This window comes from Lacinutrix sp. (assembly GCF_029238095.1).
GTDB lineage: Bacteria > Bacteroidota > Bacteroidia > Flavobacteriales > Flavobacteriaceae > Lacinutrix.
Genome location: NZ_JAQWGS010000003.1, coordinates 12,291 through 34,592, shown reverse-complemented (window position 1 = coordinate 34,592; position 22,302 = coordinate 12,291). Strand labels below are relative to the sequence as shown.

The following is a 22,302-nucleotide window of genomic DNA, read 5'->3' as shown; positions in this document are numbered from 1 at the left end:
CCATGGGATTATTAATATTTTACGGAGTTATCTCCATCTTTTTTTCATTTTTATGTTCCATTTTAGAAGCTGTACTTTTAAGTGTAACACCAACCTTTATTAATGTTAAAAAACAAGCAGGAAAAGAGTATGCAACAGCATTAGAAGCCTTAAAAAAGATGTCGATAGACCTCTTATTGCTATTCTAACATTAAATACAATTGCGCACACCGTTGGTGCCATTTTAGTAGGAAAAGAAGCCGAAGGGTTATATGGAAATGGTGATGGTTATGGCGTTTTTATAGTGTCTGCTGTCATGACTATTTTAATTTTAGTGGCTTCAGAGATTATACCAAAAACAATAGGTGCTACTTACTGGAAAAGCTTAGCTAATTTCACTACCAAAGCATTAAAAGTTTTAATTTCCCCATTAAAATGGACAGGTCTACTTTGGATAATGCAATTAACAACAAAGCTCATTGGTGGCAAAGGGCATGGTAGTGTACTAAGTAGAGAAGGCTTTTTAGTAATGGCAGATATGGCTCATGAAGAAGGTGTTTTTCAAGAAAGTGAAAGTAAGGTTATTAAAAACCTATTAACGTTTAAAGATATAATGGCTAAAAGTATAATGACTCCCAGAACAGTCATGAAAGCAGAAAGTGATGAGACTACTGTAGAGGATTTTTTTAATAAAAACTTGAACTTACGTTTTTCTAGAGTCCCTTTATATTCAGGTACAGAAGACAACATAAATGGCCTTGTTTTAAAAGATGAAATCTTTAAAGAAATGGCCTTAGGAAACGGAACTAAAAAATTATCAGAATTAAAACGAGATATTATTATTGTAAATAGAGATATGGCAATACCTATATTATTTGAACAATTAGTAGAAACCAGAAACCATATGGCACTTGTTATAGACGAATATGGAACTGTAAGTGGTTTAGTAACTATGGAAGATGTTATAGAAACATTGCTTGGTTTAGAAATTATGGATGAAAGCGATAATGTTAGCGACTTACAGCATCAAGCTAGAAAAAACTGGGAGGCACGTGCAAAAAAACTAGGTATCATAGAGAACATTCAAGACAACCAGTAATGGAAGAAACCTGCTATATCAACTCTCCTATAGGAATCACCAAAATTGTTGGTGATGAAGATGGTATTGCTTCTGTTTCTGTATTGAATTCAACCGAAAAAGTTTCAGATATTATTCCTGAGATGCTTGAGGACTGTGTGCTTCAACTTAACGAATATTTTGAAGGTTCTCGAAAACAATTCAGCTTAAAACTAAATCCTAAAGGTACTATTTTTCAAGAACGTGTTTGGGACGCTTTATTAAGTATACCATATGGTAAAACAATATCATACTTACAATTATCGAGACAATTAGGCGATGAAAAAGCGATAAGAGCAGTCGCAAATGCTAATGGTAAAAATCCGCTTTGGATAATTGTACCATGCCATCGTGTTATAGGTAGCGATGGTAGTTTAACAGGTTATGCTGGTGGTTTGCATAGAAAGAAATGGCTTATTGCGCATGAAAACCCATTAAAGCAACTTCAACTTTTCTAAAAGTAAATGGTAATTAAAGAAAATAAAACGGCAAAAATTATCTCGCTCATTTTTTTTAGTGGTATTACCATTTTTGCAATTTTAGAGCAACAAGTAAGCATATTTTATCTTATTTATTTGTTCTGGTTTGATGAGTTTATTAAAACTATTTCCGATTTTTTAACCTATAAATTTTATTACAAAGACAGAGCTATCAGCAAGATTATTAGTAGCAGGTTTTTTATGTTATCTGTATATTTTGTTTTTATTTTTGTAATGTTTGGTCTGGTAATAGATTGGAATTCAGATGCGATAGTTATTGGTAATTTTGAAGTCCTCCTATTTAAAAATTCATTTTTTAATTTTACTATATTTAGTTTTTTCTTACGTGAAACCGCTTTAATATATGTGCATAAAGAGCAAAGTCTTCAAGTAAGACACATTTTATCTAACGGCATTATAACACTTCATCTCTCTATAATATTTGGGATTTTTTTATGGGCTTTTTTAAGCGGTAAAATAATAGATATGCAGTTGAATATTGATTTTAATAAATCGCTTGCAGCCATTCTACCATTTTTAATTATTAAAGTATTTTTTGAAATTATGGAAATAAAAAAAACGCCTTGAGGATACCACAACGATTATAGAACTTTAAAAATTCTAATGGTCAAGCCTTTAATTTCCTTTCTTTAACTTATATTTAAGCACCAAATTAACAACTACATGAAATTTTTAAAAAAACCACTTAAAGCCTTTGTAATTCTTTGTGGATTACTCATCGCAATACTATACATTACAGACACAGATTACTTAATAAAAGCAGTAAGAACCATTTATGCACAAGGCTATACCACTGCTTTTTTAGACGATTATAAAAAATTTGATAACCAGACAATAGATATTAGTTCACCACAACCTTGGCCAAACCATAAGAATTACAACTCTGTAAAAGAAACTGAAAAATTAAATAAAGCCAATACAGATTATGGAACTGTAGCTTATGTTATTATAAAAAACGATAGTATTTGGTTTGAAAACTATTACGATGGTTACAACGAAAACTCAAAATCCAATTCGTTTTCTATGGCAAAAAGCTATGTTTCTGGATTATTAGGAAAAGCCATAATGGAAGGTTACATAAAAAGTGTAGACCAACCTGTTTGCGACTTTCTACCAGCATTTTGTGATGGTTTAGCAGCAAAAATGACAGTTGGAGACTTATCTACCATGAGTTCTGGTACCAATTGGGACGAAGCCTATTATTCGCCTTTATCAATCACAACACGTGCTTATTTTGATGACGATTTAGCCAAAGTAATGAATGGCCTTAAAGTAGTAAACGAGCCAGGAACAGCCTTTAAATATGCAAGTGGAGACACACAAATGTTAGCAATGGTGATTGAAAAAGCTACAGGCAAAAAATTACACAATTATTTTGAAGATAGCTTTTGGAAACCTCTAGGAAGCGAAAACCAAACCTTATGGCAAGTAGATAGTGAAGCACACGATTTAGTAAAAGCCTATTGTTGTATTGCTAGTAATGCAAAAGATTTTGCGCGTTTTGGGAAACTATACAAAGACCACGGAAAATGGAATGGTAAACAAATACTGGATTCTACATTTGTTGCTAAGTCTTTAACACCAAAATTCGATCCTGTTTATGGTTATGGTTGGTGGTTAAAAAAACACAATGGTAAAGATTTTAAAATGATGCGTGGACATCTTGGACAATATGTAATTGTGCAACCAGAAGACAATGTCATTATTGTACGTTTAGGTCACCAAAAATCTCCAGATGAAGGTATTGGTAGTTACACAAAAGACATCTCTATTTATATTGATGAAGCTTATAAGATGATGAATAACAATTAATAAAACACATAAATTATGAAACTTAAATTTACAATTCCTTCATTACTTGTTTTTCTCCTTTTTATGGGAATACATACGTCTCAAGCACAAAAAAATGCTTACGTAGATAGCTCGTTAATTTTATCACAAATGCAAGAAGTAAAGCAAGCCGAAGCCACATTAGAAACTCTACAGAAGAAACTTCAAAGTCAAGGACAAGCTAAGGTAGAAGCTTTTCAGAAAAGGCTTGAAAAGATTCAAGATGAAATTGCTCAGGGACTACTAACACCAAAACAACAGGAAGAAGAAAGCAATAAATTTGAATTAGAACAGAATGCTATTGCAAAATTTGAACAAGACATGGTTTCTAAGATAAAGAATAAAAGAAGTGAACTACTTGAACCAATTTACGCTAAAATAGATGCTGCAATAAGTCAAGTTGCTAAAGAAAACTCAATTGATATGGTTTTCGATAAAACAAATATATTGTTTGGTCTCGAGGCTTTAGATCTTACATCAAAAGTGAAGGCAAAATTAGGGCTGTAATTTGTCTATATGGTTTTAGTTATATGTATAAAAAGAAATACTATTTAATAACATGATCTCGAAACTCAACCTAGAAAACATCTTATTCTTAGACATTGAAACGGTTCCCGAAACACAGCATTTCTCTGAATTAGATACAACTAAACAAGACCTTTGGGAAGCAAAATCGCGCTACCAAAGAAAAGAAGAGTTCTCGGCAGAAGAATTTTACGATCGTGCAGGAATTTGGGCAGAATTTGGAAAGATTATTTGTATTTCGGTTGGGTATTTTACAAATCAAGGCAATACACGTTTGTTTCGTACCACTTCATTTTATGGAGAAGAACGTAACTTATTAAAAGATTTTAAAAACTTATTAATTTCTCATTTTAGCCAAGCAAAACATTTACTGTGCGCGCATAATGGTAAAGAATTCGATTTCCCGTACATAGCAAGGCGTATGATTATTCATAATATAGAATTGCCATACAAACTTAATCTGTTTGGCAAAAAACCTTGGGAAGTACCACATTTAGACACTTTAGATCTCTGGAAATTTGGCGACTACAAAACCTTCACATCTTTAAAGTTAATGACCAACGTTTTAGGTATACCATCTCCAAAAGATGATATTGATGGAAGCGAAGTCTATCGTGTTTATTATGAAGAAAACGATATCGATCGCATTATTACTTACTGCGAGAAAGATACAATTGCAGTAGCACAAATCTTTTTAAGGTTACGTGGTGACAGTATATTAACAGATGAAGAAATTTTGCATGTGTAATGTTAGAAAATAGACTTCTTACCATTAAAAATCTATCCATTTCATTTTTTTCAAACGGAATTGAAAAAGAAATTATACATAATATATCATATCATTTAAATACCAATGAAATATTAGGAATTGTTGGTGAATCTGGTTCAGGAAAATCAGTCTCTTCACTAGCTATACTTGGATTGCTCCCAAATAAAATTTCTAAAATAACATCTGGCAATATTGTTTTTGAAACACAAGATTTAGCTGTTTTATCTTCTAAAGCATTTCAAAAAATAAGAGGACAAAAAATAGCGATGATTTTTCAAGAACCTATGAGTTCTCTAAATCCATCGATGACTTGCGGTAAGCAAGTAGAAGAAATCTTATTTCAGCATACAAAACTCTCTAAAAAAGGAGTAAAGGCAGAAACATTGTTACTCTTTGAAAAAGTAAAATTACCAGAACCACAGCGTGTCTTTACTTCCTATCCTCATGAAATTTCTGGAGGACAGAAACAACGTGTTATGATTGCCATGGCTATTGCATCTAAACCACAAATATTAATTGCCGATGAGCCTACTACTGCTCTAGATGTTACTGTGCAAAATGATATAATTAAATTATTAAAAGAGTTACAGGCAGAAACTAAAATGAGTATTATTTTTATTACACACGACTTATCATTGATTTCTCAAATTGCAAATCGTGTGCTTGTTATGTATAAGGGAAATATTGTGGAGCAAAACACCGTAGAAGCTATTTTTAAAACTCCTAAACACAATTATACAAAAGCGCTAATAAATTCTAGACCGTCTTTAGAAACGCGATTAAAAAGGCTGCCAACAATTGAGGATGTTATGAATAACAGTGTTGGAGCAGAAGTAATTACTTCAGAATTGAGAGCGATACAACATAAAAAAATATATAGCAAACCACCTTTATTAGAAGTTATTAATCTTGAAAAAGAATATCTCTCTAAATCTGGATTGTTTTCTAAAGCAGAAAAATTTAAAGCTGTAAACAATGTAAGTTTTAAATTATACGAAGGTGAAACTCTAGGTTTAGTAGGAGAGTCTGGTTGTGGGAAATCTACTCTCGGAAACGCAATATTATTGTTAAACAGACCAACAGCTGGTACTGTTTTGTTTCATGGTGTGGACATTACAAAACTAAATACTTCTCAGGTAAAAGCGCTTAGAAAAGACATTCAAATAATATTTCAAGACCCATACTCTTCATTAAATCCTAGATTAACAGTTGGTGAGGCTATAATGGAGCCCATGAAAGTTCATAATCTATTTTCTAATGACTTTGAAAGACAAGAAAAAACTATTGAAATTTTAGAACGTGTTGGTTTAGAAGCGTCTCACTTTAATAGATATCCTCATGAATTTTCTGGTGGACAAAGACAGCGTATTGGTATTGCACGAACTGTTGCTTTACAACCTAAATTAATAGTTTGCGACGAGTCGGTTTCTGCACTTGACATCTCTGTACAAGCACAAGTTTTAAATTTATTAAATGAATTGAAAGAAAACTTTGGCTTTACTTATATCTTTATCTCTCATGATCTGGCTGTTGTAAAATACATGAGTGATCAATTATTGGTTATGAATAAAGGCAAAATTGAAGAACTCGCTGATGCTGATGAAATTTATAGTGCGCCTAAAAAGGAATATACACAAAAGTTGATTGATGCTATTCCTAAGGGATTATAACTTATACTAAAATCATTAAATATCCATTTCTGGAATTTCACCATCAATAATTAAAGTGCCTTCTGTGGCTTTTTGAATCTCCTCTACAGTAACTCCAGGTGCACGTTCTAACAATTTAAAACCTTTATCTGTAACTTCTAATACAGCTAAATTAGTAACTACTTTTTTTACACAACCAACACCAGTTAATGGTAAAGAACAGGTTTTAAGTAATTTTGATTCTCCTGCTCTATTGGTATGCATCATGGCAACAATAATATTTTCTGCACTTGCAACCAAATCCATTGCGCCACCCATTCCTTTTACCATTTTTCCTGGAATTTTCCAGTTGGCAATGTCACCATTTTCAGCTACTTCCATAGCTCCTAAAATGGTTAAGTCTACATGCTGTCCACGAATCATGGCGAAACTGGTTGCACTATCAAAAAAACTTGCGCCTGGTAAGGTAGTAATGGTTTGCTTTCCTGCGTTTATAATATCTGAATCTTCTTCGCCTTCAAAAGGAAATGGTCCCATACCAAGCACACCATTTTCACTTTGAAATTCTACTTCAATATCGTCACGAACATAATTTGCTACTAAGGTTGGAATACCAATTCCAAGGTTTACATAGTAACCATCTTGTACTTCTTTTGCTATGCGTTTTGCTATTCCTGTTTTATCTAACATAATTTTAGTTTTGTCATTTCTGCGAAAGCAGAAATCTATATTATTTCTTAATCTTTAGATTCCTGAAAACATAGGAAAGATTTTTACACTCTTGTTCTTACTGTCCTTTGTTCTATTCTTTTCTCATAGTTTTCACCTTGAAAAATACGCTGCACAAAAATACCTGGAATATGTATTTGGTTAGGATCTAATTCGCCAACTGGTACTAATTCTTCTACCTCAGCAACTGTAATTTTTGCAGCTCCACACATATTTGGATTAAAATTTCTTGCAGTTCCTTTAAAAATTAAGTTTCCAGCTGCATCGCCTTTCCAGGCTTTTACAAAAGCAAAATCTGCTTTAAAAGCGTGCTCTAAAACATACATTTTACCATCGAATTCTCGTGTTTCTTTACCTTCTACAACTTCGGTTCCATAACCAGCAGGTGTGTAAATGGCTGGAAAACCTGCTTGTGCTGCACGACAACGCTCTGCTAAAGTACCTTGTGGAATTAATTCTACATCTAATTCTCCAGATAGCATTTGGCGCTCAAATTCATCGTTTTCTCCAACGTAAGAGGATACCATTTTTTTGATTTGCTTTTGGTGTAATAATAAACCTAAGCCAAAATCGTCTACTCCTGCATTATTAGATATACAGGTTAAACCTTTTACTCCACTTTTAACTAAAGCTGTTATTGCGTTTTCAGGAATTCCAGACAAGCCAAAGCCCCCTAACATTAAAGTCATATTGTCTTTTATACCTTTTGTAGCTTCGTTAACCGAGTTTACTTTTTTGTTTATCATTTTTCTATTTTTAATCGTGGCTTAAATTTATGAAATAAAAAAGCCATTCTGTAATGAATGGCTTTTAAATTTTTTTAATAATGAAATTATTAATCTTTAATTAGTAATTCCGCTTTTAACAACATTTCCTTTACTGTTATACTATCTAATTTTATAGCATTATCATTTATCTTTTCTATTGAAAGCTTGTATTTAACAAACATTTCTGCATTTCTTAGATTTGGTTTATTATCAAAATCGTACAGTTTATAAACGTCGAATGGTGTATAATTTTTTACAATTACTTCTTGTGGATTAGGTATTGATATTGTTTTTAAACCTCCAATTATTGGTGTTTGTTCCCAAGTTATTTTATGATTATTATAATTTAAACTTTGAACTTCATTATTCGGAAATTGTAAACCTATAAAAACAGGTAAAAGAAAAATTAAATTATAAATACAGTGCACTATTATTGATTTTATTATATTAAAATTTAAAACAACCCAAACCAATAATAGTCCCAACGAAAATTGAACTAAAATTGGTAAAATTGTAATTACGCTTTCTAAATGCTCTAATTTATAGTGCATTGCGCCAAATAAAATTGCGCTATAAATAAATAAAAAATGCTCATTTATAAGAAGCTTTTTATTTATTATGTTGATAATTAACAAAACTAAATATGGAAGTGCTATTATTAAAATAAAATAATTTTTCATTAATAAAATGAAAAATGGTATTACTAAAATTGAAGCTATTTTTAATACTTTATGCATAGTAAAATAACCTCTAAAAGCTATTTCTTCAAAAAGTGGCGCAAAAATAAGTGCTAAAAAAACAAAAGGTAAAAAACCTAAATTAGAATCGTATCTGCTTGGTATTTCATTTATTTCCTCTTCATAGAAAAAACCGAAAAATAAAATTAAAAAAGTGCAGAATATTACAACTGCACTTATTAGTAAGTAATTATATTTATATTTTTTGAGGAAATTCATTTTAAAAATTTAAACATTATAATCTAAAAATTATTGAGACAATTCCTTAAGCTTTAGAACTATTTGAATTAATAACTCTTAGTATAATTACAATTCTAAACCATCCGGAATTTCCTCAAGTGGTGTATCTGTACCACCATCTGGATTTTCAGCTTGGTATTTAGAGCAATCGACTTCAATGGTTAAATCTTTAGGCCTTTCGAAGTTTTCATCTGAAATATCTAGTTTCTCGTCTTCATAGCAACTTTTCATATACATTCCCCAAATAGGTAATGCCATTGCTGCGCCTTGACCATAAGTAATGCTTTTAAAATGTGCCGCTCTGTCCTCTGCTCCAACCCAAACACCTGTTACTAAATTTGGTACCATTCCCATAAACCAACCGTCACTTTGGTTTTGTGTTGTTCCTGTTTTTCCTGCAATTGGATTTTTAAATTCGTAAGGATAACCTGTTATTATTTCTGGATAAACTCCTGTTTTTGGCATCCAAGTTCTACGTAATCGTGCACCAGAACCACTTTGTGTTACACCTTCCATTAACTTAACGGTTACATAAGCAGATTCTGCGCTTAATACATCTCTTGTTTCTGGTGTAAATTGGTATAAAACAGTTCCGTTTTTATCTTCAATACGCTCAATCATTACTGGCTTTGTATATACACCTTGGTTTGCAAATGCTGAATAAGCTCCAACCATTTCGTAAACGCTAATATCTGGTGTTCCTAATGCTATTGAAGGCACTTCTGGAATATTTGATGTTATACCTAATCGTCTTGCTAAATCTGCTACTGGTTGTGGTCCAACCTTATCCATTAATCTTGCAGTAATAGTATTTACAGAATTTGCCAAAGCATCTGTTAATGTTTTGTCTCCACCGTAATTTCCATCATCATTTTTGGGTGACCAAGCTTCTGGATTTCCATATTTATTAGCTTCTATTGTTATTTGTGATAGTGGTAATTTATCGCAAGGTGACATGTGTAATTGATCCATTGCTGTGGCATAAACAAAAGGTTTAAATGTGGAACCAACTTGTCGTTTTCCTTGTTTTACCATATCGTATTGAAAATGTCTATAATTCATGCCACCAACCCAAGCTTTTACATGTCCTGTTTGTGGATCCATACTCATCATTCCTGTTCGTAAAAATGATTTATAATAACGCATAGAATCTATAGGTTTCATGATAGTATCTACTTCACTAGCTTTACCATCTACCCATTTAAAAACAGTCATTTTTATTGGTTCTTCAAATGAAGCTTCAATCTCTTTGTTACTTTTTCCTTGTTTTTTTAATATCCTCCAACGTTCTCCACGACGCATGCCTTTTTTTAATAAATCTTCAACCTCGTCTTTAGTTAATTCTAAAAAAGGTGCAGTAGGATTTTTTTTGGGAGTATTTTGGTTATCAAACGCTGCTTGCAGTCTTGGCATGTGCCTGTTTACTGCAGTTTCAGCATACTTTTGCATACGAGAATCTATAGTTACAAACACTTTTAAACCATCGCTATTAATGTTGTATTTTTTACCGTCTGGTTTTCTATTGGCTTTATCGTTTGTCCAATCTTTCATCCAGCTTCTTAGATATTCTCTAAAATACGTTGCAGTACCATCACGATGTGATTGCGGAGAATACCTTAAATCTAATGCTGTTTTTTGAAGTGAATCTTTTACTTCTTCTGTAATATAACCGTATTTATGCATTTGTAACAACACCACATTTCTTCGGTTTTTAACACCTACAGGATTTGTTCTAGGGTTATATAAAGAAGAATTTTTAAACATCCCAACTAACATTGCAGACTCCTTAATACTTAAGTCTTTGGGTTCTTTATCGAAATAGATGTTTGATGCCGAACGAATACCATCACCATTGTTACCAAAATCGTAAATATTAAAGTATTGAGTAATTATTTCTTCTTTAGTATATTGACGTTCTAAACGTGTTGCAATAATCCACTCTTTGGCTTTTTGAAGGACACGCATGACAATATTTCTTGAGCCTTCTCCATGAAATAATTGCTTTGCAAGTTGTTGAGAAATTGTACTTGCTCCACCACTTCCTGGTTTCAATATAGCTCTTAAAGTTCCTCTTGCGTCTATTCCAGAATGTTCTAAATATCTTGTGTCTTCCGTGGCTATAAGAGCATTTACAAGGTTTTCTGTTAACTCGTCGTAACCTACAGGAGTTCTATTATCATCGAAGTAAAATTTCCCTAAAGTTTTGCCATCACTAGAGATAATTTCGGTTGCTAAATTTGTTTTAGGATTTTCTAAAACAGTATGATTTGGCATTTCTCCAAACACATCCCAAGATGCTAATAAAAATAATAATGCAATAGCTAGAATGCCTCCTATAAATAGTTTCCAAAACCAACGTACGTAATTTTCGAAGCTCTGGGGATCTTGTGTTTGTTTTGTTTTTGTCTTTGCCATTTATGTAATAATTCTTCTCAATACAACGATGCTAAAAGCAAAATCAATCGAATTGACATTTAATTTTATTCTGTTTTTTCTATTCGGAAACCAATATCTGTAATGCCTTCTAAATTAGCAATGCCATTAACTTCTCCGTTTTCACGCATGGCGTGTTTAATATTTACTACGTATTCTCCTGTTTCGTTAAACACGACACCTTCTTTATACCATAATTTATTCTCCTTAACACTAGACAAACCGGTTCCTAAAAACTCACCATTTGGTTTTGCCATTTTATATTCTAAGGTGTCTATAATGTTTTTTCCGTGTGGAAAATTCATTTCAACAATTAGAAATAAATTACTGTATTTATAATCTGGTGTGTTGCGTAAATTAACAAATAAGTTATAGGCTTTGGTAGAATCTGGCGGATTGACATTAAAGCTTATGGTTTTATCTTTATTCCATACTTTTGGAACGGTTTTGTAATCATCGAATACACTTTTAGTGTCGCATGACACTAAAATTAAAGCGAATAGTAAAAAAAAATAAAACAATTTACTTGGCATCCTTAGGTTTATTTTGAGACTTTGGTCTCGGTCTTGGTTTGTGTTTTGCCTTTGGCTTTGAGTTGTTTTCTTGTTTATTATGAAGCTTATTGTTTGAGCTATTAGAGTTATTACGATTACGACTCTTATTGTTTTTACGTTTTTTATTACCTTTTGGACTATCGAAACGTGTTAAACTATCTTGACCAACTACATTTTCGAATGTTACAGCTACTTCTTCTTCGAGTTCTGATGCGTATTCTTCTAAACTTGCAACCTTTTCCTTTTTCTTATTTAATTCAATAATTTCTCTAGCTTGATCTGTAGTTATTTTATGCCAATTCATCCACTCACCTTCGTAAGCATACCACATATGGCCTTTAAAAATATCTGTTTTTTGACAAACAGCAGTTCCTTTTTCTGTGTATAATTTAGTGTCTGTTTTTGGGAAAGCTTTTAAAGCATCTTGATAAGAATCTAACTCATAATTTAAACAACATTTTAACTTTCCACATTGTCCTGCTAGCTTTTGTGGATTTAACGAGAGTTGTTGGTAACGTGCTGCACTGGTGCTTACAGATCTAAAATCTGTTAACCACGTAGAACAACACAATTCACGACCACAAGAGCCAATACCACCAAGTCTTGATGCTTCTTGTCTAAAACCAACTTGTTTCATTTCTATTCGCGTTCTAAATTCGCGAGCAAAAACTTTAATAAGGTCTCTAAAATCTACACGTTCTTCTGCTGTGTAATAAAAAGTGGCTTTACTAGCATCGCCTTGAAACTCAATATCTGAAATCTTCATTTGAAGTTTTAAGTCTATTGCATATTGTCTTGCACGAACCTTCATTGGCTCTTCTCTATCACGTGCTTCACTCCAGATATCTATATCTTTTTGAGAGGCTTTTCTATATATTTTTAAAACTTCTTCTGGTTTCTCATTAATTTTTTTGCGTTTCATTTGTACGCGAACCAATTCACCAGTTAGAGTTACCATACCAATATCGTGACCTGATTGTGCTTGAGTAGCTACAATGTCTCCGATAGATAGTGATAAGTTTTCTGTGTTTTTATAGTAATGTTTTCTTCCGTTTTTAAAACGAACTTCGACAAAATCGAAAGGTTTTTCTCCATTAGGAACAGACATGTTTGCTAACCAATCGAAAACGGTTAGTTTATTACAACTATCTGTACCACACGTACCATTGTTTTTGCAGCCTTTAGGTTGGCCGTCTTTAGTTGAGCAACTTGCGCAAGCCATATATTAGTAGATATATTGATTCTGAATACTTTATACCATGCTAAATGTCTGGTTTAAGCATCAGAAGACGATTAATACTATTTTATTTTATACCGAAATATTAAGATTTCAGCTTACAATAAAATCTAACGGTAAAGATAAGATTATTATTATGACTTTAAAATATAAATAAACCTGAGAATGCTTTCTCAGGTTTATACTTAACAATTAAACTTATTACTCTTTTTTTAAAGTCTCAAAAATGTTTCTCAAATCTTTTTTATATGGTAAGTGGTCTGCTCTTCCTTTTTTAAAGATATCGTTACTATTACCTTGCCCTTTTCTTAGCTCTTTTTGTTCTTCAAAGGGCATTGCATGAATATCTTTACAAGTGGTTGAGCAACAGTTATTCATTTCTTCTTTACAAGTATCACATTGCAGAAAAAGAAGATGGCAGGCATCGTTTGCGCAATTGGTATGCACATCGAAAGGGTTGCCACATTGATGGCATTTTGCTATAACATGGTCGCTAATTTTTTCGGCTCGTCTATCGTCAAAAACAAAGTTTTTACCAATAAACTTATTCTCAATACCTTCTGCATTTACTTGTCTGGTATATTCTATAATTCCACCTTCAAGTTGGTATACATTTTTAAAACCTTTGTGTTTGTAATAGGCACTTGCTTTTTCACAACGAATGCCACCTGTACAATACATTAGTAGGTTTTTTTCTTCTTTATGTTCACGTAAATCGGCTTCAATAATATCTAAACTTTCACGAAATGTATCTACATCTGGAGTTACAGCTCCATCAAAATGCCCAATTTCACTTTCGTAGTGGTTTCGCATATCTACACAAACTGTGTTTGGATTAGATAACATCTCGTTAAAATCTTTAGCCGAAAGGTGAACACCTTTATTTGTAACATCAAAAGTGTCGTCGTTTAAACCATCTGCAACTATTTTGTCTCTTACTTTAACTTTTAGTTTAAGAAAAGACATATTATCTTGTTCTATAGCGATATTTAAACGGATTCCTTTTAAAAAAGGAATACTATCTAAATGGTTTTTAAAGGCTTCAAAATTATCTGCAGGAAGTGATAATTGCGCGTTAATACCTTCTTGGGCTACGTAAATACGTCCTAAAACGTCTAAACTATCCCATTTAATAAATAAATCGTCACGTAATTGTTGTGGATTGCCAATTTGAGCATAAGCGTAAAATGATAATGTTAAACGTTCTTTTCCAGCTTTTTCTATAAGCTCTGCTCTTTCTTTGGCGCTTAATTTGTTGTACAGTTGCATGCTATACTAATTTTTTAAGGTTAAAGAATTTCTAAGTAACTTCTCAAAAGGAAGCGTTTTAGGTTTAAAGCTACAAAGGTATTATTTTAAATGAAAGTAGCAAGTTTGAAAATATAAAGCACAAAAAAAGTCCGCTATTTGCGTAACGGACTTTTAATAGACTAACTCGTTATTAAATTCTTTTATCTCTAAAAAACAAACGAGCTAACCTCCATCGGCTTTGCAGCTACTATTAACTATAACAGAGACTGAAACACCTAATGCTTTTGATGTTAATACTTTTTTTAAATACCTCATGTCATTACACTTAATAGATTAAACATGAATTAAAAAATGAGGTTAATTTTTCTTTTTCATAGCTAAAACTTTCCCATCTTTATTAGTAGATGCAAAAAGTTTGAAAAGGTTGCGTGAGAAATTAAAAAAAAGATTAAAAAAGTAGTATTTTAGCACGAATAACAGTAAAAAAAAGATACTATGAGCAATGAAAAAGAAGCGAAACTAAAAGCATTAAAGCTAACATTAGATAAATTAGATAAAGCATACGGAAAAGGAACAGTTATGAAAATGAGCGACGCTGCAATTGTAGATGTCGAAGCCATTCCTTCTGGTTCTTTAGGTTTGGATATTGCTTTAGGCGTTGGTGGTTATCCACGAGGACGTGTTATAGAAATTTATGGTCCGGAATCTTCTGGTAAAACGACACTTACACTTCATGCTATTGCAGAAGCACAAAAAGCAGGTGGTATTGCAGCTTTTATTGATGCTGAACATGCTTTTGATCGTTTTTATGCCGAAAAACTTGGTGTAGATATCGATAATTTAATTATTTCTCAACCAGATAATGGAGAACAAGCATTAGAAATTGCAGATAATTTAATTCGTTCTGGTGCTATTGATATTGTTGTAATCGACTCGGTTGCTGCATTAACTCCAAAAAGTGAAATTGAAGGTGAAATGGGAGACAGTAAAATGGGATTACACGCTCGTTTAATGTCTCAGGCTTTAAGAAAATTAACCGCATCCATTAGTAAAACAAATTGTACTGTAATATTTATAAACCAATTACGTGAGAAAATTGGTGTTATGTTTGGAAACCCAGAAACAACAACTGGAGGTAACGCGCTTAAATTTTATGCTTCAGTGCGTTTAGATATAAGACGTTCTACACAAATTAAAAGTACAGATGGTGCTGTTTTAGGAAATAAAACTAGAGTTAAAGTAGTTAAAAACAAAGTTGCACCACCATTTAAATTAGCAGAGTTCGATATCATGTACGGAGAAGGTGTTAGTAAAGTTGGTGAGATTTTAGATGTGGCAGTAGAAAAAGAAATAATTAAAAAAAGTGGCTCTTGGTTTAGTTATGGAGACACAAAATTAGGACAAGGTCGAGATGCTGTAAAAGCAATAATAAAAGACAATCCTGAACTTTTTGATGAGCTTGAACAGAAAATAAAACAAGCTATTAAAGACGATATGTAAAACATTACATAATTACTAAATCCCGATTTTTTCGGGATTTTTTTGTTTTTAGACGCAACCTTTTAGACATTTTTGCATCTACAGATAAACACGTAAATTAGAATACAAATTTAAAAAATGAAAAAACTCCTTGTTTTATTAATTGGTTTAACTATTTTTTCTTGTAACTCAGCCGACGATTCACTTGACGACTATCAAGAAGCAATGCCTATAGAATCTGTTGCATTACCACAAGAATTTATTGTAAATGAAGAGTATGACATTACACTAACTTATTTAAGACCTACAACTTGCCATGCCTTCAATAATATATTATTACAAAAGCATGATAACGAAAGAAACTTTTATGTTATTGGTACTGTTTTTCAAAGTAATGGCAATTGTACAGAGCTAAACGCAGAGCTTGAAGCCTCATTTAATTTTAATCCAACTATAGCAGGCACTTATATCTTTAAATTTTGGCAAGGTGAAGATGATAATGGAGAAGATATTTACTTAACAGAAGAGATTACTGTGGTAGAATAATTAATAACTAATACGTGGATTTAATTTGAGTTTAAACCAACTCATAGAAAATTGTAAGATTAATGATACCAAAGCACAAAGCGAACTCTATAAGCTCTTTTCGAGCAAGTTGTTTTCAGTATGCTTGAAGTATTCAAGAAACTATGCAGAAGCAGAAGATAATTTGCAAGATGCATTTGTTACTATTTTTAAAAAAATAGGGCAATATAAAAGTAAAGGTTCTTTTGAAGGCTGGTTAAAACGAATTACCATAAATACTGCATTGCAGTGTTATAGAACACAAGGCGTTTTTGATATTGTAAATGACCATTTAATAGAAGATGTTGCAATTACAATAGAAGATGAAGATAATATTTCACTAGATTATCTCTTAAAAATCATTCAAGAACTACCAGATAGATACCGTTTGGTCTTTAACCTCTATGTAATGGATGGCTATTCGCATCAAGATATAGCCGAAATGTTAAAAATAACAACAGGAACATCAAAATCTAATTTAGCAAGAGCTAGACAGATTTTAAAAGATAAAATAACAGACTATAAAACGAGACTAAAATCTCAATCTTTATAATGAGTGAAAAAAAACATATAGATAGACTTTTTCAAGAAAAGTTTAAGGATTTTGAAGCTAAGCCAAGCAGTAATGTGTGGTCTGGCATTCAAAATAAAATGGAACAGCCACAACAAAAACCAAAAAAAGTATTACCGCTTTGGTTACGTTTTGCAAGTATTGCTGCAGCATTAGTTTTATTGTTTACCATTGGAAATTTAGCATTTAATAACAATGATAAAGAAAACAATAATACAAATGTTGTAGATACTAATCTAGAAAACACAACACCTAACACATCTAATACCAAGACCATAAATAGTGTTTCTAATAATACAATAAACACCTCAGAAAAGACTAATTCCAAAAGTAGTGAATATAATTTATTAGAAAATAAATCTGTTGTAATTGATGATAAGTCTAAAAGCAAGCATAACATACAAACCAACAAAGACAATGTTAATTCTTTAAATTCTAAAGCATTAAATACAGAAGGTGTTTCAAATCAAAATACTGCAAACACTATTAACTATGTTGCAAGTCCGAATAAAAAGAATTTCAATAATCTTGTTACAACTTCAATAAATAAAGTAGATTTAAATACCTCTAAGGATTCTCAATCTATTGCGCAACGTAATTCAAAAGATAAAAAAGATAGTTCAGTTTCTAATAACTTAAATCCTAATTCAGCTATCAATAATAATAGTGTAGTTACAAATAATAAAAATTCAACAAACAACAACACTAGACTAACAAACGAAAATAATTTAGAGAGTACTATTTCTAACAATAATGTTACAAAGAACATAAGTTCAAACAGTACCATTAATAATGACAATAACCTAAACAATAAAAATACTATAGATACAAATACTATAAATACCAATAATGCAATATCTAATACAGTAGTTGCGACAACTAATAGTGATAAAGAAAAAGAAAAAGAAGAAGAAAAAAAGATGGAACCAGACAGCGCAAACTCGTCTAACACCATCGAAGAGGCTCTTGCCAAGATAGAAGATCTTGATGAAAAAGAAGAAGAAAACGTAGACAGGTGGTCAGTAAATGCAAATGCTGCACCTGTTTACTATAATACTCTTGGCAAAGGATCTCACATTCACGATCAATTTATCGATAATACTAAAAACGGAGAGATTAACACAAGTTATGGTGTTAATGTTGGTTATGCTTTAAACAATAGGTTAAGAGTGCGTTCAGGAGTAAATAAACTTAATATAAGTTACGATACTGCTAATGTTATTGTTTACGAAAACGTTACAAATACTCCAAGTAGTACTCCATTAAGAAATATAGATTTTATTCCAACAAGTAATGGACAAAACATATCTGTGTTAAGCTCTAACAGTTTATCTATACAACAAATAGACAATTTTATAAACGACGATCTTAACGCAGCATTAAGCCAAAGAATAAGCTATTTCGAAGTGCCTTTAGAACTTGAATATGCAGTAGTTAATAAACGTTTGGGAGTTAACTTAATTGGAGGTTTTAGCACTTTTATTTTAAGTGATAATGAAGTTGTTACCGAAGTAGATAATAGAAAAACAAAAATTGGCGAAGCCAATAATATTAACAATTTAAGCTTTAGTGCAAATGCAGGAATAGGTTTAGATTATAAATTTAATAAAGCTTTTAAGTTTAATTTAGAGCCTACTTTCAAGTATCAAATTAATGCTTACAGCGAAACGTCTGGAAACTTTAGACCATACATCATTGGTGTTTATACTGGTTTTAGTTATAAATTTTAAGTTTTAGGTTATTTTAGTTGGTTAGACTACTACTTTATAACACCTATGATGATTTAAAAGCTGCTCTTCGCTAGAGCAGCTTTTTTAATTTATTTAGGATAAGAAAATTCAATTAATTGATTATAAATTAAAGCTTTAGACTGCTCTCGTATTATAGAAGTGTCTTTAATTGTTAAATCTTTTGTTTCTATAAATTTGTGAATTTTAGCTCTCATTCTTCCTGGACCACCACTAAAAAAAGTATAAGAAAAACGTGTTTTGTTATCTGCAAAAGTAATAGGTACTATTGGTATTTGGTGATTAATGGCTAGACGAAAAGCACCATCTTTAAAATCTGCAAGTAAAATGTCTTCGTCTGGCACTAAACCTTCAGGGAAAATACAAATACTTAAACCTTGTTTTAATCGTCTTTGTGCTCTTAAAAAAACAGCTTGTCTGCTTTTCGCACTACTTCTGTCTACCAAAATACAAGTACGCTTATAAAAAAAACCAAATAATGGAATCTTTGATAATTCAGCTTTACCAACAAAAACAAAAGGATTTTTTACCGTGACTAACATGAGCATAATATCTGCCATAGACGTATGGTTAGCTATAAACATGTAGCTTTTATCTTTACTAGGATTTTGTTCTCTAATAATTTTAGTATTAAAACCCATGCCAATTAAAATAACTCTGGCCCAAATACGCGCTAATTTAAAAAAATAAGGATACCAAGTCTCTTTTAAAATAGAGATTATTAGCAATGGAAACATAATAATAATAGGCAAAGCCACCATAATATAAAACCAAATGCGATACAAGACCCAAAAAATGTATTTAAATACAATCATAAGCGCCAAAAATACACAATTGTTTTGAGCTATTTTAATTGAAAAAAAATACCTTTGTTTCTCAAGAATTAAAATGAAGTTTAATTTAAACAGATTCCCATTTTCATGGGAAATGCCATGGCAAGAATACTTACAGGAATACAAAGCACAGGAACACCACATTTAGGAAACATATTAGGTGCATTAATGCCAGCAATAGAAATGTCTAAAGACGAAAAAAACAATTCGTTTTTATTTATTGCAGACATGCATTCGTTAACGCAAATTAAAGATGGTGCAACATTAAGACACAATACGTATTCTACAGCAGCAACATGGTTGGCTTTTGGATTAGATATAGAAAAAACAGTGTTTTACAGACAAAGCGACGTGCCTCAAGTAACAGAACTCTCTTGGTATTTAAGCTGCTTTTTTCCTTTTCAACGCCTAACATTAGCACATAGTTTTAAAGACAAAGCAGATAGGTTAGAAGATGTAAACTCTGGTTTGTTTACCTACCCAATATTAATGGCTGCAGATATTTTGTTGTATGATGCCGAAATTATCCCAGTTGGAAAAGACCAAGAACAGCATATAGAAATGACACGTGATGTTGCTTCACGTTTTCATGCAAAAATGGGAGAAACTTTTGTCCTTCCAAAAGCAGAAATACAAAAAGAAACCATGCTTATTCCAGGAACAGATGGTGCAAAAATGAGTAAAAGTAAAGGCAATATCATCAATATTTTTTTACCGGAAAAAAAACTACGTAAACAAATAATGAGTATTGAAACCGATAGTACTCCACTTGAAGACCCAAAAGACTGGACAACCTGTAATTGCTTTGCTATTTATAGTTTATTAGCTTCTGAAGCTGAAATAACAACCATGAAAGCCAATTACACAAATGGTAATTATGGTTATGGTCATGCTAAACAAGCCTTGTTTGAATTGATTTTAAAAACGTTTAAAACTCAACGTGAGCGTTATGATTTTTATATGAATAACCTTAATAAAATAGATGAAGCTTTAGCTAAAGGTGCAGAAAAAGCAAAGCTTATTGCAGACGTTGTTTTAGAGCGTGTGAGAGGTAAAGTTGGGTATTAATTCTTATATTCCTGTGAAAGCAGGATCCACGAACAAATAATTTTAGTAACATATTTAATTCTTTTACTACTAATTAATTATGAAACACTTTCTTTCAATACTTGTAATACTTCTAGTTTTTTCTTGTAATGCTCAAGAGAAAGAAATTGATATTACAGGTAATTGGTATTTGTCACCACATAAAGGTTTAGAAGGTTTTACATATAAAGAAATTTTTATCTCTGATAAAGTTATTAGTGTCTATCAAGATATTTATGGTTTTAATATTGAATATTTTTACACTCAAGAAAAAAATGTCCTTTATTTAATAATTAATGATGAAAACATCAAACATTCAAATATTCAATATATCAATGAAAATGTTATCTCTTTTGAATTAATAGATGGTAGTTTTATAATTTATAAAAGAATAATTGGAGATGAACTAACATTCGAGGATTACCTGTTTAAAGATCCATATAAAGAAGGAAAACATAAAAGCAAACTTGAAGGCGAATTTTTAAAAGCTTTTAATAGTAGAAAAAAGATTAATACTTCTCAGAAAAAATAAAATAGATTCCTGCCTTCGCAGGAATGACAGCCTAAATAACCTCAAACAATTTCCCAGGCAAAGGTCTCACCACACCTTTTAATTCCATATTTAACAACAAACCAGCAATTTTAAAAGTTGGCATATTGCAGTGTAAAGCAATAATGTCAAGCATTTGCTTATCGTTATCTTTTAGGTAATTGTAGATTACTTTTTCTTTTTCATCAAGTTCTACAAACAATTGTTTTTGTACAACAGGTTTTATAGTATCTTCTAATTGCCAATTGAGTAAGTATGGTACATCTAAAGGTGTGGAGAGTAAATGTGCTTTCTGTTGTTTTATTAAATTATTGCAGCCAACACTTTGCGAATCTGTAGTGCGACCAGGAACTGCAAACACCTCGCGATTATAAGAATTTGCAATATCTGCTGTTACTAAACTTCCTCCTTTTTCTGCACTTTCTATAACAATAGTTGCTTCACTTATACCAGCAATTATACGATTACGTTTTAAAAAATTATTGCGATCAAAAGCTGCTGTACTCCAAAAATCGGTATAAAAACCACCATTATTCTCCACCTCAGCCATATATTTTTTATGCGTTTTAGGGTAAATTTGGTTTAAACCATGAGCCAAACAACCTATGGTTTGTAAATTGTGTTTTATTGCTGCTTTTTGTGCTGTAATGTCTGTACCATAAGCAAAACCAGATACAATTACTGGGTTATAAATGGCGAGTTCTTCCACTAGTTTTTCGCAAAAGGCAATTCCAGAAGTGGTTATTTTTCGAGCACCAACAACACTAATTATGTGTTTTTTGTTAAGGTTAATATTTCCAGCTTCAAAAAGTAAAATAGGACTATCGATGCAATGTTTAAGTCTTTCAGGATAAGTTTCAGAATTAAAATAGTGTGCTTTTATGCTTTCTGATTTAATAAATTTAAGCTCAGCTTCTGCGGCTTCAAGGTGATTTCGGTTAAATAAATCTGAAATTGTTACACTACCAATACCGTCAATTTTTAACAAATTTTGCTTCTTTTCTTTAAGCACAGCTTCTGCTGAACCACAATGCGAAATGAGCTTTTTGGCAGTAACATCGCCTATTTTAGTGACGTTTTGTAACGCTAAAGTGTAAAGCAAATTATTTTCTGTCATTTTATTTCATTGATTTTGAGACTACAATAAAAGAATT

Annotated in this window: 21 protein-coding genes and 1 pseudogene; 13 read left to right on the top strand and 9 right to left on the bottom strand. The window is 31.7% G+C overall.

What is annotated here, in order from left to right; translation table 11 throughout:
- Positions 1 to 2: 2 nt before the first annotated feature.
- The 7 genes and pseudogenes from P8H50_RS00640 (at position 3) to P8H50_RS00610 (ending at position 6,390) form a co-directional block, all read left to right on the top strand.
- A pseudogene (locus P8H50_RS00640) lies at positions 3 to 1,078 on the top strand (hemolysin family protein).
- Positions 1,078 to 1,554: a methylated-DNA--[protein]-cysteine S-methyltransferase gene (locus P8H50_RS00635; RefSeq protein WP_300204325.1), complete on the top strand. Its 477-nt coding sequence runs from the start codon at positions 1,078 to 1,080 to the stop codon at positions 1,552 to 1,554. The pseudogene P8H50_RS00640 and the gene P8H50_RS00635 overlap by 1 nt, the downstream one beginning before the upstream one ends.
- A gap of 6 nt (positions 1,555 to 1,560) precedes the next feature.
- On the top strand, positions 1,561 to 2,163 hold the full coding sequence (locus P8H50_RS00630; protein ID WP_300204320.1) for a hypothetical protein: 603 nt from the start codon (positions 1,561 to 1,563) through the stop codon (positions 2,161 to 2,163).
- 96 nt (positions 2,164 to 2,259) lie between these two features.
- Positions 2,260 to 3,408 carry a serine hydrolase gene (locus P8H50_RS00625; protein WP_300204317.1) on the top strand — a complete coding sequence of 383 codons (1,149 nt, stop codon included), beginning with the start codon at positions 2,260 to 2,262 and terminating at the stop codon, positions 3,406 to 3,408.
- A gap of 15 nt (positions 3,409 to 3,423) precedes the next feature.
- A complete protein-coding gene (locus P8H50_RS00620) occupies positions 3,424 to 3,933 on the top strand; it encodes an OmpH family outer membrane protein (RefSeq protein WP_300204313.1) in 510 nt (169 codons plus the stop codon).
- A gap of 52 nt (positions 3,934 to 3,985) precedes the next feature.
- Entirely contained in the window at positions 3,986 to 4,699 is a 714-nt protein-coding gene (locus P8H50_RS00615) for a 3'-5' exonuclease (RefSeq protein WP_300204310.1), read from the top strand.
- Positions 4,699 to 6,390, top strand: coding sequence for an ABC transporter ATP-binding protein (locus tag P8H50_RS00610; RefSeq protein ID WP_300204306.1), 1,692 nt, complete (start codon positions 4,699 to 4,701; stop codon positions 6,388 to 6,390). The genes P8H50_RS00615 and P8H50_RS00610 overlap by 1 nt, the downstream gene beginning before the upstream one ends.
- A gap of 15 nt (positions 6,391 to 6,405) precedes the next feature.
- On the opposite strand, the gene P8H50_RS00605 is transcribed toward P8H50_RS00610, so the two are convergent.
- The 7 genes from P8H50_RS00605 to P8H50_RS00575 form a co-directional block, all read right to left on the bottom strand.
- The gene (locus P8H50_RS00605) at positions 6,406 to 7,059 is read right to left on the bottom strand and encodes a CoA transferase subunit B (protein ID WP_300204302.1); all 654 of its coding nucleotides are present in this window, start codon (positions 7,057 to 7,059) and stop codon (positions 6,406 to 6,408) included.
- Positions 7,060 to 7,142: 83 nt separating this feature from the next.
- Positions 7,143 to 7,844, bottom strand: a complete 702-nt coding sequence (locus P8H50_RS00600; protein ID WP_300204300.1) for a CoA transferase subunit A — start codon at positions 7,842 to 7,844, stop codon at positions 7,143 to 7,145.
- An 89-nt stretch (positions 7,845 to 7,933) separates the two neighbouring features.
- Positions 7,934 to 8,821, bottom strand: a complete 888-nt coding sequence (locus P8H50_RS00595; protein WP_300204297.1) for a CPBP family glutamic-type intramembrane protease — start codon at positions 8,819 to 8,821, stop codon at positions 7,934 to 7,936.
- A gap of 87 nt (positions 8,822 to 8,908) precedes the next feature.
- Positions 8,909 to 11,257, bottom strand: a complete 2,349-nt coding sequence (locus P8H50_RS00590) for a transglycosylase domain-containing protein (RefSeq protein WP_300204293.1) — start codon at positions 11,255 to 11,257, stop codon at positions 8,909 to 8,911.
- A 65-nt stretch (positions 11,258 to 11,322) separates the two neighbouring features.
- A complete protein-coding gene (locus tag P8H50_RS00585) occupies positions 11,323 to 11,808 on the bottom strand; it encodes a gliding motility lipoprotein GldH (RefSeq protein WP_300204291.1) in 486 nt (161 codons plus the stop codon).
- On the bottom strand, positions 11,798 to 13,051 hold the full coding sequence (gene ricT / locus P8H50_RS00580; RefSeq protein WP_300204287.1) for a regulatory iron-sulfur-containing complex subunit RicT: 1,254 nt from the start codon (positions 13,049 to 13,051) through the stop codon (positions 11,798 to 11,800). Before ricT ends, P8H50_RS00585 begins: the two co-directional genes overlap by 11 nt.
- 216 nt (positions 13,052 to 13,267) lie before the next feature.
- Positions 13,268 to 14,335 carry a rhodanese-related sulfurtransferase gene (locus P8H50_RS00575; RefSeq protein WP_300204284.1) on the bottom strand — a complete coding sequence of 356 codons (1,068 nt, stop codon included), beginning with the start codon at positions 14,333 to 14,335 and terminating at the stop codon, positions 13,268 to 13,270.
- A gap of 477 nt (positions 14,336 to 14,812) precedes the next feature.
- On the opposite strand from P8H50_RS00575, the gene recA reads away from it, so the two are divergent.
- The 4 genes from recA (at position 14,813) to P8H50_RS00555 (ending at position 18,661) form a co-directional block, all read left to right on the top strand.
- Entirely contained in the window at positions 14,813 to 15,817 is a 1,005-nt protein-coding gene (gene recA, locus P8H50_RS00570) for a recombinase RecA (protein ID WP_300204280.1), read from the top strand.
- A 117-nt stretch (positions 15,818 to 15,934) separates the two neighbouring features.
- On the top strand, positions 15,935 to 16,342 hold the full coding sequence (locus P8H50_RS00565) for a hypothetical protein (protein WP_300204277.1): 408 nt from the start codon (positions 15,935 to 15,937) through the stop codon (positions 16,340 to 16,342).
- 25 nt (positions 16,343 to 16,367) lie between these two features.
- Complete coding sequence (locus tag P8H50_RS00560) at positions 16,368 to 16,913, top strand: sigma-70 family RNA polymerase sigma factor (RefSeq protein WP_300204273.1); 546 nt, start codon at positions 16,368 to 16,370, stop codon at positions 16,911 to 16,913.
- The gene (locus P8H50_RS00555; RefSeq protein WP_300204268.1) at positions 16,913 to 18,661 is read left to right on the top strand and encodes a hypothetical protein; all 1,749 of its coding nucleotides are present in this window, start codon (positions 16,913 to 16,915) and stop codon (positions 18,659 to 18,661) included. The genes P8H50_RS00560 and P8H50_RS00555 overlap by 1 nt, the downstream gene beginning before the upstream one ends.
- Before the next feature lie 89 nt (positions 18,662 to 18,750).
- Here the strand turns inward: P8H50_RS00555 and P8H50_RS00550 are convergent, their stop codons facing one another.
- Positions 18,751 to 19,494, bottom strand: coding sequence for a lysophospholipid acyltransferase family protein (locus tag P8H50_RS00550; protein ID WP_300204265.1), 744 nt, complete (start codon positions 19,492 to 19,494; stop codon positions 18,751 to 18,753).
- A 117-nt stretch (positions 19,495 to 19,611) separates the two neighbouring features.
- Between P8H50_RS00550 and trpS the strand changes: the two genes are divergently transcribed.
- Positions 19,612 to 20,580 carry a tryptophan--tRNA ligase gene (trpS, locus tag P8H50_RS00545; protein WP_300204262.1) on the top strand — a complete coding sequence of 323 codons (969 nt, stop codon included), beginning with the start codon at positions 19,612 to 19,614 and terminating at the stop codon, positions 20,578 to 20,580.
- A gap of 79 nt (positions 20,581 to 20,659) precedes the next feature.
- Entirely contained in the window at positions 20,660 to 21,130 is a 471-nt protein-coding gene (locus P8H50_RS00540; RefSeq protein WP_300204259.1) for a hypothetical protein, read from the top strand.
- 31 nt (positions 21,131 to 21,161) lie between these two features.
- On the opposite strand, the gene dprA is transcribed toward P8H50_RS00540, so the two are convergent.
- On the bottom strand, positions 21,162 to 22,265 hold the full coding sequence (gene dprA, locus P8H50_RS00535; protein ID WP_300204255.1) for a DNA-processing protein DprA: 1,104 nt from the start codon (positions 22,263 to 22,265) through the stop codon (positions 21,162 to 21,164).
- Positions 22,266 to 22,302: the final 37 nt, after the last annotated feature.

Bases quoted from the DNA above. Each gene is read 5' to 3' on its own strand.
- P8H50_RS00635 (WP_300204325.1), top strand. From the start codon at position 1,078: ATGGAAGAAACCTGCTATATCAACTCTCCTATAGGAATCACCAAAATT.
- P8H50_RS00630 (WP_300204320.1), top strand. From the start codon at position 1,561: ATGGTAATTAAAGAAAATAAAACGGCAAAAATTATCTCGCTCATTTTT.
- P8H50_RS00625 (WP_300204317.1), top strand. From the start codon at position 2,260: ATGAAATTTTTAAAAAAACCACTTAAAGCCTTTGTAATTCTTTGTGGA.
- P8H50_RS00620 (WP_300204313.1), top strand. From the start codon at position 3,424: ATGAAACTTAAATTTACAATTCCTTCATTACTTGTTTTTCTCCTTTTT.
- P8H50_RS00615 (WP_300204310.1), top strand. From the start codon at position 3,986: ATGATCTCGAAACTCAACCTAGAAAACATCTTATTCTTAGACATTGAA.
- P8H50_RS00610 (WP_300204306.1), top strand. From the start codon at position 4,699: ATGTTAGAAAATAGACTTCTTACCATTAAAAATCTATCCATTTCATTT.
- P8H50_RS00605 (WP_300204302.1), bottom strand. From the start codon at position 7,059: ATGTTAGATAAAACAGGAATAGCAAAACGCATAGCAAAAGAAGTACAA.
- P8H50_RS00600 (WP_300204300.1), bottom strand. From the start codon at position 7,844: ATGATAAACAAAAAAGTAAACTCGGTTAACGAAGCTACAAAAGGTATA.
- P8H50_RS00595 (WP_300204297.1), bottom strand. From the start codon at position 8,821: ATGAATTTCCTCAAAAAATATAAATATAATTACTTACTAATAAGTGCA.
- P8H50_RS00590 (WP_300204293.1), bottom strand. From the start codon at position 11,257: ATGGCAAAGACAAAAACAAAACAAACACAAGATCCCCAGAGCTTCGAA.
- P8H50_RS00585 (WP_300204291.1), bottom strand. From the start codon at position 11,808: ATGCCAAGTAAATTGTTTTATTTTTTTTTACTATTCGCTTTAATTTTA.
- ricT (WP_300204287.1), bottom strand. From the start codon at position 13,051: ATGGCTTGCGCAAGTTGCTCAACTAAAGACGGCCAACCTAAAGGCTGC.
- P8H50_RS00575 (WP_300204284.1), bottom strand. From the start codon at position 14,335: ATGCAACTGTACAACAAATTAAGCGCCAAAGAAAGAGCAGAGCTTATA.
- recA (WP_300204280.1), top strand. From the start codon at position 14,813: ATGAGCAATGAAAAAGAAGCGAAACTAAAAGCATTAAAGCTAACATTA.
- P8H50_RS00565 (WP_300204277.1), top strand. From the start codon at position 15,935: ATGAAAAAACTCCTTGTTTTATTAATTGGTTTAACTATTTTTTCTTGT.
- P8H50_RS00555 (WP_300204268.1), top strand. From the start codon at position 16,913: ATGAGTGAAAAAAAACATATAGATAGACTTTTTCAAGAAAAGTTTAAG.
- P8H50_RS00550 (WP_300204265.1), bottom strand. From the start codon at position 19,494: ATGATTGTATTTAAATACATTTTTTGGGTCTTGTATCGCATTTGGTTT.
- trpS (WP_300204262.1), top strand. From the start codon at position 19,612: ATGGCAAGAATACTTACAGGAATACAAAGCACAGGAACACCACATTTA.
- P8H50_RS00540 (WP_300204259.1), top strand. From the start codon at position 20,660: ATGAAACACTTTCTTTCAATACTTGTAATACTTCTAGTTTTTTCTTGT.
- dprA (WP_300204255.1), bottom strand. From the start codon at position 22,265: ATGACAGAAAATAATTTGCTTTACACTTTAGCGTTACAAAACGTCACT.